Origin of the sequence: Methanobrevibacter curvatus (genome assembly GCF_001639295.1) — an archaeon.
GTDB lineage: Archaea > Methanobacteriota > Methanobacteria > Methanobacteriales > Methanobacteriaceae > Methanoflexus > Methanoflexus curvatus.
This window is the reverse complement of the sequence record NZ_LWMV01000216.1, coordinates 1-10,079: the sequence shown is the minus strand read 5'-3', so window position 1 is coordinate 10,079 and position 10,079 is coordinate 1. Positions and strand designations below refer to the sequence as shown.

General features: G+C 25.8%; 8 protein-coding genes. 5 read left to right on the top strand and 3 right to left on the bottom strand.

The features are described 5' to 3' along the window. Positions 1 to 91: 91 nt before the first annotated feature. Both MBCUR_RS09115 and hisF read right to left on the bottom strand, forming a co-directional pair. Positions 92 to 715, bottom strand: a complete 624-nt coding sequence (locus MBCUR_RS09115; RefSeq protein WP_067092596.1) for a hypothetical protein — start codon at positions 713 to 715, stop codon at positions 92 to 94. Positions 716 to 799: 84 nt separating this feature from the next. Further along, positions 800 to 1,624 (bottom strand): imidazole glycerol phosphate synthase subunit HisF, encoded by an 825-nt coding sequence (hisF, locus tag MBCUR_RS09110; RefSeq protein ID WP_067092595.1) that lies wholly within the window; start codon positions 1,622 to 1,624, stop codon positions 800 to 802. Between the two features lie 344 nt (positions 1,625 to 1,968). On the opposite strand from hisF, the gene MBCUR_RS09105 reads away from it, so the two are divergent. The 4 genes from MBCUR_RS09105 (at position 1,969) to MBCUR_RS09090 (ending at position 6,565) form a co-directional block, all read left to right on the top strand. After that, positions 1,969 to 3,474: a catalase gene (locus tag MBCUR_RS09105; protein WP_067092594.1), complete on the top strand. Its 1,506-nt coding sequence runs from the start codon at positions 1,969 to 1,971 to the stop codon at positions 3,472 to 3,474. A 353-nt stretch (positions 3,475 to 3,827) separates the two neighbouring features. Then, a complete protein-coding gene (locus MBCUR_RS09100) occupies positions 3,828 to 4,199 on the top strand; it encodes a YbaN family protein (RefSeq protein WP_067092593.1) in 372 nt (123 codons plus the stop codon). A 344-nt stretch (positions 4,200 to 4,543) separates the two neighbouring features. Then, a complete protein-coding gene (locus MBCUR_RS09095) occupies positions 4,544 to 5,767 on the top strand; it encodes an FprA family A-type flavoprotein (protein ID WP_067092592.1) in 1,224 nt (407 codons plus the stop codon). A gap of 390 nt (positions 5,768 to 6,157) precedes the next feature. Continuing rightward, positions 6,158 to 6,565, top strand: a complete 408-nt coding sequence (locus tag MBCUR_RS09090) for a ferritin-like domain-containing protein (RefSeq protein ID WP_067092591.1) — start codon at positions 6,158 to 6,160, stop codon at positions 6,563 to 6,565. A 250-nt stretch (positions 6,566 to 6,815) separates the two neighbouring features. Here the strand turns inward: MBCUR_RS09090 and MBCUR_RS09085 are convergent, their stop codons facing one another. After that, complete coding sequence (locus MBCUR_RS09085) at positions 6,816 to 7,973, bottom strand: site-2 protease family protein (protein WP_067092590.1); 1,158 nt, start codon at positions 7,971 to 7,973, stop codon at positions 6,816 to 6,818. 376 nt (positions 7,974 to 8,349) lie between these two features. On the opposite strand from MBCUR_RS09085, the gene MBCUR_RS09080 reads away from it, so the two are divergent. Beyond that, positions 8,350 to 9,456 carry a helix-hairpin-helix domain-containing protein gene (locus tag MBCUR_RS09080; RefSeq protein WP_067092589.1) on the top strand — a complete coding sequence of 369 codons (1,107 nt, stop codon included), beginning with the start codon at positions 8,350 to 8,352 and terminating at the stop codon, positions 9,454 to 9,456. Positions 9,457 to 10,079 lie beyond the last annotated feature (623 nt).

Sequence of the window (10,079 nt, the reverse complement as noted above, 5' to 3'; positions counted from 1 at the left end):
CCAAACATTTAAAAAAAAAAAAAAAAAAAAAAAACTAATAAAATTATTATAAAATTATTATAAGAGTATATAAAATAAAATAAATTAAATTTTATTTATTAATTATTTCTTTAATTATTTTTTGGGAAAGTTCAAAAATCCGTAAAACATTATTTAATTCATCTTTTAATTTAGAAAATATAGGATCTTCACCTTTATAATTCGATTCTGCAAAGTCTATATTATAAATAGTATTAGGAACACCTTCTTTTGAATCTTCTAAAAATTCTATTAACATATTTAGACCATCTAAAACTATTTTTTTGCTTTTATTATCTTCCTCAATTGATTTTTTATAAAAATCAAATAATAAATCATTGTTGTCTTTATGGTTTAATAAATCGTTTTTAAATTTATTAGAAAGTACAATTAAGGTATCATTAGTTTTATAAAGAAATGAAATATATTTTTTATCGGTTATTCCATTTTTTGGGAGATTTAAATAAACTTCAGTTAATAACATTCCTATATTTACTGTATATTTTGAAATATCTTTAGTAAAATAATTTTCATTGCCTTCAACTAATTCTTCACTAAGTTTTTCTAAATTCTGTGTAATTTGTATGAATTCTAAAGCATTAGCTAAATCATCATCAGGATATTCTTCTAATCCATTGTCAATTTTTTTATTTAAATTACTATGGTTTTCATTTTTAGGTTTGTGGGTATTACTCATAAAAACACATCCTTTTTTATGTTTAGGAATTTAAAGATTATTTAATTTAATTTCTTGTATTTTAACTTAATTTCTTATATTAATTTAATTTCTTATATTAATTCCTTTTTTGTTTAAATAATCCTTAACTTTAGGAACAGGATATTCATTAAAATGAAAAATACTTGCAGCTAATGCAGCATTAACATCAGTTTTTTTAAATACTTGATAAAAGTCTTCAGGATCTCCTCCTCCTCCTGAAGCTATTATTGGAATGTCCACTGCTTCGTTAATAGCTTTTGTTAGAGCAATATCATATCCTTCTTTTGTTCCATCTCTATCCATAGAGGTTAGAAGAATTTCTCCTGCACCTCTTTTTTCACATTCTTGAGCCCAAGCTATTGCATCTATACCTGTAAATTCACGTCCTCCATAGATACTACAGTCAAACCAACAGTATCCTTTATCACTTTCCACTACATTTTTGTCAGGGGCATCACTTAGATTTTCAACATACCTTCTTTTTGCATCAATTCCAATAACACAAGCTTGTGAGCCTACCACATCTGATGCTTCATTTATAAGATTAGGGTTATGAATAGCTGCAGTGTTGGTAGAACATTTATCTGCTCCAGATTTAAGCATGTTAACATAATCTTCTACTTTTCTTATTCCTCCACCTACACATATAGGTATGAATACCTCTTCTGTAACGTTTTCAATAACATGAGCCATTGTTCCACGTCTTTCATGAGAGGCAGTAATATCTAAGAATATAATTTCGTCTGCTCCATCTTCATAGTATTTTTTTGCAAGCTCAGCAGGTTCTCCAGCATATTTTATTTGTTTGAATTCTATGCCTTTAACAACTCTACCTTCTGGCACCTGTAAGTCGCAGTCAAGACAAGGAATAATTCTTTTAGTTAGCATTGAACTCATTAGTAAAAAATTTTTAATTTTTTTAAATAATAATAAAAAGTTTAAAAATAAATTTGTAATTTAAAATAAATAATATAACTTAGTAAAATTTTAAGCTAAAATGAAAATATAGCTTAAAAAAAATAAATTTATTTCAAATTCACTAATAGCTTATATGGTAATAATTGTTAATAAGTTTTTATAAGATTTTTAAAAATTGTTCATTAAGAAAGAACTATCTTAAAAAATAAATATAACTTATATAAATAATTATAAATATTATATTTTTATTATATTATATAAATTTAATTTTGTAATAGGATTTATAAGTGTAAATAAAAAATAGAGGGAAATAAATGTCTAAAAAGTTAACTACAAATAAAGGAATACCCATAGCTAATGACCAAGCATCAACAACTACTGGTGAAGGTTCAAGCCGTACAATTTTACAAGACACAGAATTAATAGAAAAATTAGCCCATTTTGACAGAGAAAGAATACCTGAGCGTGTTGTTCATGCAAAAGGGGCTGGAGCACATGGTTACTTTGAAGTAACAAACGATCTCTCTAAATATACAAGAGCAAAATTTTTAGAAGAAGTGGGTAAAAAAACAGAAGTTTTTGTAAGATTTTCTACAGTTGGAGGAGAAAGAGGTTCTGCTGATGCTAAAAGAGATCCAAGAGGAACTGCTTTTAAGTTTTATACTGAAGAAGGAAACTATGATATTGTTGGAAATAATATTCCAATTTTTTTCATAAGAGATGCTATAAAATTCCCAGATTTTGTCCATACTCAAAAAAGACACCCTGAAACAAATTTAGCTGATGCTGACATGTTTTGGGACTTTTTATCATTAAGTCCTGAATCCATACATCAAGCTACTTTCTTATTTACTGACAGATGTACTCCATTAAACTACAGACATATGCATTGTTTCTCAAGCCATACCTATCTGTGGTACAATGAAAAAGAAGAATATGTTTGGGTTAAATATCATTTTAAAACTCGTCAAGGAATTAAAAATTTAACTAATGATGAAGCACAAAAGTTGTGTGGTGAAAATCCAGACCATGCTACTGAAGATTTATTTGAAGCCATTGAAGAAGGAAACTATCCAGAATGGGATGTTTATATTCAACTTATGACTCCAGAAGAGGCTTTAGAATATAAATTTGATCCATTTGATGTAACAAAAGTTTGGTATCATGAAGATTACCCATTGATTCCACTTGGAAAATTAGTTTTAAATAAAAATCCTGAAAACTACTTTGCTGAAGTAGAACAAGTTGCTTTTGCACCTTCTAACTTTGTTCCAGGAATTGGTCCTTCACCAGATAGACTATTACAAGGAAGATTGTTTGCTTATGAAGACACTCAAAGACATAGACTAGGTCCAAATCATCACCAAATTCCTATTAACCAAGCGAAAAATGCAGAAGTAAATAACTATCAAAGAGATGGGCCTATGAATGTAGGTGATAATGGAGGATCTGGTCCAAACTATTATCCAAACTCTCAAAATGGTCCGGAACAAGATATATCATTTAAACCTCCAGCTTTTGAAATTCAAGGAGTAATTGACAAACATACACGTCCAGTTGAAGATGTTGACTTTGTCCAAACTGGTGAATTTTGGAGAAGAGTATTGTCTGATGAGGACAAAGAGCATTTAGTATACAATCTCAAAGTTCATCTTGGCAATGCTCAAGAAAGAATCCAATATAGACAAACAGCTCTTTTCTATAAAGCTGAACCAGAATATGGAATAGCTGTTGCTAATGCCCTTGGTCTAAACATAGACAAAGTGGAAAAACTTTCAAAATTAAGTCCTGAAGAAAGAAAAGAAGCTACTAAAGCCTGAATACTAAATTTATTAGAATGATTTAGTTATTAAATTGATTTGTTTATTAAATTGATTATTTATTTAATTGATTTGTTTATTAAATTGATTATTTATCTAATTGATCATCTATTTAATCAAGTTAATTCTTTTATTATTAGACTTTATTTTTTTAAATTTTTTTTTGATTTATAATTTATTCAATAGTTGATTAATAGGTATTTTAAACATGTTTAATTCTTTATTTCCATTTATTTTATTAAAATATTATATTTAAGCTATTTAAAATCATTTTATAAAAATATTAAACACTATCTATCTTTACTTTTTAAAAATTTATTCTTATTATTTTGAAATAAACATACAATGATACAATGAAAATCAAAAAACTATTTTATTTTAGTTTTGGAACTATTTTTCTAAGTATTGGAACAGTAGGCATTTTTGTGCCTGTTTTACCAAGTACTCCATTTGTTATTGTTGCTGCTCTTTTTTATGGAAAAAGCTCTGAAAGGGCTGAAAAGTGGATAATGAGGAATAAATACTTTGCTAGCTACATAAAAAATTATAAAGAAAAAATTGGAATTCCAAAAGATGTTAAAATTAAAAGCCTTGTATTTTTATGGTTTATGCTTATTTTATCTATGATATTTACAAATAAATTAATGATTACTATTGTTTTAATAGTAATAGGAATCCTTGTTAGTTTACATATTTATTTACTAAAAACAAGAATAGAAGAGTAATTTTTAAATAGAATAGAATAAAAAAAATTATAAAAAATAAAAAATATTTTAATAGAAAATAAAAAAAATTATAGAAAATAATAATAAAAAATAATCAATTTTAATATATTGAATTTTAAAAAATTATTTTCAAAACATTTATATATGATAAATGACTAGGTTAATAATAGAAAAATATGTTCCTTAATATACGAACAATATTTTTAAAAGCCGAACAAAATAATGAGAGAAAATCATCTATTAAAAAAATTATTTTGCTCGAAATATATAAAGATAATAACTATTTAAATATAATATTAAAATAAATATTTAAATAAATTAAAATATAAATGGAAGTCGATAAAATGAAAGCAAAAGCTCAAAAAATTGGTGAAGGTGTATATTGGATTGGTGTTCTTGATTGGGATTTAAGATCTTATCATGGATACACATTAGATGGTACAACCTACAATGCATATTTAGTATTTGGAAACGATAAAACTGCATTAATTGATAATGCATATCCAGGTAAAACCGAAGAATTATTTGCACGTGTTAACGATGCATTTGAACAAGAAGGTAAAGAAGTAAAAGTAGATGTTATTATACAAAATCACATTGAAAAAGATCATAGTGGAGTCCTACCAGATTTACACAAAAAATTCCCACAAGCACCTATTTATGCTAGTAAAATAGCTGTTGATGGATTAATAAATCATTACCCATCTTTAGAAGGAGCTAACTTTGAAGTAGTTGGAACTGGAGATGCATTAGATCTTGGTGGAAAAACTTTAGCATTTTTAGATGCATTTTTATTACATTGGCCAGACAGTATGTTCACATTACTCGTTGAAGATGGAATCCTATTCCCTAACGATGCATTTGGTCAACATTTATGTTTCAACAAAAGATTTGATCATGAAATCCCTGAGCATGTTCTTTTAGATGGAACTAAGAAGTTTTATGCAAACTTAATTACCCCATTATCCAAATTAGTACTTAAAAAATTCGAAGAAGTTATTAGTTTAGGTTTACTTGAAAAAATCAAAATGATTGCTCCTTCCCACGGTCAAATTTGGACTGATCCAATGAAAGTAATTGGAGCATACCAAGAATGGGCAACTGGTCAAGTAAAAGACAAAGTTACTGTTATATACGACACAATGCATGGATCTACCCAAACTTTAGCACATGAAATAGCTGAAGGAGTAATAGCTGAAGGTTACGATGTAGAAGTCTTCTTCTTACATGAAGATGAAAGAAGTGAAATAGTTAAAAGTATATTAGACAGTAAGGCAATAGCTCTTGGAGCACCTACAGTTTATGATGAGCCATTCCCAAGTGTTGGAGACTTGTTATTATACTTAAAAGGTCTTAAGTTCGGAAGAACTGGTATCACTAGACCAGCAATTGCATTTGGTTCCATGGGCGGTCAAGGTGGAGCTTCTAAGTACATAGCTGAAAAATTAAATGAATATGGTTTTAATGTCATAGCAGAAGACGAAATTTTATATCTTCCTAATGAAGAACAAAAAGTTGATGCTTTTGAATTAGGTCAAAAGCTTGTCCAAGAAGCTAAAAAATTATAAAATTTAAAAATAAACTATTTAAGAAAAATTTAATTCTCAAATAGCAAATATTCTATAAAATAAATTTGATGAACTTTTGTTTTATATAATCTAGAGAAATCATTGATTTCTCTTTTTAAAATTTTATTTCCAGGATAAAGACTATTGAGAGTTTTTATCCTTAATTAATATTAATAGCTAAAAAAATAAATAAGTAAAAAAATATAATAATCTTTTTCTCAACTATGGATAGATACTAGAAGTAATTTTTATCCTTAAAATATTTTACTAATAAAAAAATATAAATATTACAAGTTATAAATATATAAGTTACATAGAATATGAACTTATAATAGATTATAAGAAATATAAATAAATATATTATATAAACTAATAGGATTTGGTGTGAAAATGAATATTCATTCAATTGGTGTTACAAAAGGTACAGAATTAGAAACTGAAGTTGCAAATAACTTTAAAGGCGAAACTGCAGAAGTAGGAATCTATTTAGCAATGTCTAGACAAGCTTCAAGAGAAGGTTTTGGCGAAATAGCAGAAGTATTAAAAAGATTAGCATGGGAAGAAGCTGAACATGCAGCAAGATTTGCTGAAATGAACGGTGTTATAAAACCAACCTTAAAAGAAAATATTGAATATATGCTCGCAGGCGAACAAGCGGCTAATAAAGAAAAGAAAGCTGCTTCAGAAAAAGCTGTTGCTGAAGGAATTGAAGATCCAGCAGATTTCTTTAATGAAAGTTCAAAAGACGAAGCTCGTCATGCTAAAGTCCTTGAAGGATTACTATCCAGATATTTTTAAATATTATTTAAATTGACTTTAATTAAATTAATTTAAATAAGATTCTTAAGAACTGCAAAAATCAAATGTGGTTCCTAAGAATTATTTTTTTAAAACAAAAAGTTATAAGTTATAACTTATAATAAAAACAAAAAAATAAGAATAAAATTAAAAAAATAAGAATAAAAAATTATTTAAAAATATTAAAAATTAAATAATTATTTAAAATCTTAAATAAATTATTGTTAAATATCTTATTTTAGTAATCACACTAAACAAATCCAGAAATTAAACTATAAATAAGTGAAAAAACAATAATTACAATAAAAACAGAGGATAAAATATTCATAATAGGGTTTACAAATGTTTTTGGTAATTTAAACTCTAATAATGATCGTAATAGATGACCTCCATCTAAACCGCGAATAGGAAGCAAATTAAAGAGTCCAACAGAAATATTTAATAATAGTAACCAGTAAAAAATTTCTGTTAAATAAAACCATATCCAAGGTATTGAATTTCCCCAAATATTAGAAACATCTTTATTTACAGATAATTTAGATTGAATAAACACACCTAAAAATCCTATTGAAGGATTAGCAGGATTAGAAGATAGATTAACATGAAAAACCCCTTGATTCGTTGAAATAATAGCTTCATCATTTGGTTTTAATGTTTTTAGCGTATTTGTAAAGTCTTCAGCAGTATTAATATCCTTTCCATTGATTTCTTTAATAAGCATGTTGTCTTTTAAGATATTACTTGAAGGAGAATTTTCAGCAACATTGTGAATTAAAACTCCTTCTTCGTGAAAATTAGCTGGAATGGCTACTGAACCTATAAACGATAATACTAAAATACAAATTAAAGCAAAAGATAAGTTTCCAATTGATCCTGCAGCAAAAATTCTCATTTTAGCAGGCTTATCTAATTTTTCTATTTCTTCATCATCAGGCTCAACAAAAGCACCTGGTAAAATAGCTAATAAAAATAATCCAACAGATTTAATATCGATTTTAGAAACTCTAGCTATTATTCCATGTCCAAACTCATGCACAATAATTAAACAAGCCATAGCAAAAATCCCAGATGCAAAGGGTATGAAAATAGGAGACCCTGGAACTTCAACTCCTGGAAGAACTAAAGAAACTGAAGGAGCTGTTGTTAGGGTATTTAAAGAAACAATTAACATATAACAAATCAAAATCATTCCAATAAAAGATACAACAACCCCAATATTCATGTACCACTTCCAAAACTTAGGAGAAATATTCGCTAACTTGTCTATAAACTTATTAAATCTATTAGTTCTCCACATTAACATTGGGAAGCTTAACTTAACTCCAAATTTATTTAAAAACTTCCTAAAAATCAATGCAAAAGCCCAAATTAAAATAAAAGCTATTAAGTAATAATAAATACCATTCATTTTTTCACTATTTTATTTAAAAATCTTATTATAAACTTTATTATTTTATTAAATCATAATTATTTAAAATAAATCATATTTAATTTTTCTAAAATTTAAATTTTATTAAATTCTAATACTTGCATTAAATCTATGCTTATATTAAACCTATACTTAATATTAAATCTAATAATTATATTTCTAATTATAAGATATTTATATTTTGTTAGAAATTACTTTATTAAAAAAATTATAAAAAATTGAAGTTCAGCTTAGGAAATTGATTTTTATGATATAATTTATTTGTAGATATTCTTACACTCACATATCATGTTTTTAAAAATTGAAATAATAAAAACAAAAAAAATATAGCCATTGAATAACATAATATTAAATAATGAATACTTTGAAAAAAATGCAAGTTCTTTGTGATTATGCACAGTACGACTTATGTGATTATGTTGCACCAACTAAGGAATCAAGTCCAAACTTACCTGGAATTTATCAAGCCACATCAAATGGCTGTAAAATTCCACTATTTAAAGTATTAATGACAAATAAGTGTATGAATAATTGCAAATATTGTGTAAATCAATCAAAAAGAAATTTTACACGTTTAGAACTAAAACCAGAAGAAATAGCTAATACTTTTTTAAATTATTATAATAATGATTATGTTAATGGCTTATTTTTAAGTTCTGGAATAGTTAAAAGTGTAGATGAAACAATGGAAAATTTAATAGAAACAATAAGACTTTTAAGAAAAAATTATGGATATCAAGATTATATTCACCTTAAAATAATTCCAGGAGCATCTAAAGATTCCATAAAAAGAGCAATGAGTTTAGCTGACAGAGTAAGTATTAATATTGAGTCTGGAACTGAATCTGGCTTAAATGAAATTTCTCCAAATAAAAATCTTCAAAAAGACATTATAAGAAGGTTTAAATGGATAAATAATTTATCAAAAAGAAATAGAAATCTAGCCCCTGCAGGCTCCACAACACAATATATTATTGGAGCAAACAATGAAAGTGATGAAGAGGTTCTAAGTTCTGTCAATGAGTTATATAAAAAAATAAACTTAAAAAGGTCTTACTACAGTCCTTTTGAATCTGTAGCAGGGACTGAATTTGAAAACCATGAAAATTGTGATAATAAAAGATCAAATCGTCTTTATCAAGCTGATGCTCTAATTTCACAGTATAATTTCAAGTTAAATGAATTAATTTTTAATAAAGAAGGAATTTTAATAGAAGAAGACCCTAAATATGCCTCTGCATTAGAGATGGATATTTTTCCAGTAGATATTAACTCTGCAAGTTATAAAGAATTAATTAGAGTTCCTGGAATAGGTTTAATTTCAGCAAAAAAGATTTTAAAGATTAGAAAAAAGCAAAAATTCAAAAATATTGAACAACTAAAAAAAATTGGAGTTGTTACAAGTAGAGCAGAGAAATTTATTAAAATAGACGGTTCATATCAATCTTCATTAAATTTTTAGTATAATTCTCTATAATACCCTATAATACCAAACAATACCAAATAATACCAAATATTTCTTATTTTATAGCTTTTAAAAAGTTTTATTAAACGTACAAGTAATCAAATAGAGAATAAATTCTTAAAAACACAATAAAAATCCAGCAAAAACTATTTAAGCTGTATAGAACATTAGCATACTTAAAACCAATAATAAAAATAGAAATAAAAAATGCTGTGAAAAGTTCATAGATATCATAATTAAAAAAGTTACTATAAATTCAATTAAAAGTATTACTTCATCAATTCAGGAGGCAAATTTGACAGAACTAAAAATATCGAAAAATAGATAATATTGTCATGACAATTTAGTATATTTATATTTTTCAACAAAATTATTAAAAGGTATTTTATCTTCTTAATTTGATCTTAAACCTTTTATTTAATCTTACTCTATAAAATCTATTGTTAAGGCAATTTAATTCTAAATGTTTATATACTTTAAATTATATATTATAGAGATTTTCTATTAACCTGCTTTTTTTAATTAATTTTTTTATTTTTTTTTTAAAAATTGTATTTTTATGGAGATTTTTTTTAAATTATGGGATTTTTGCCTTTTTTTACTGTTTTTCTTGCTTATTT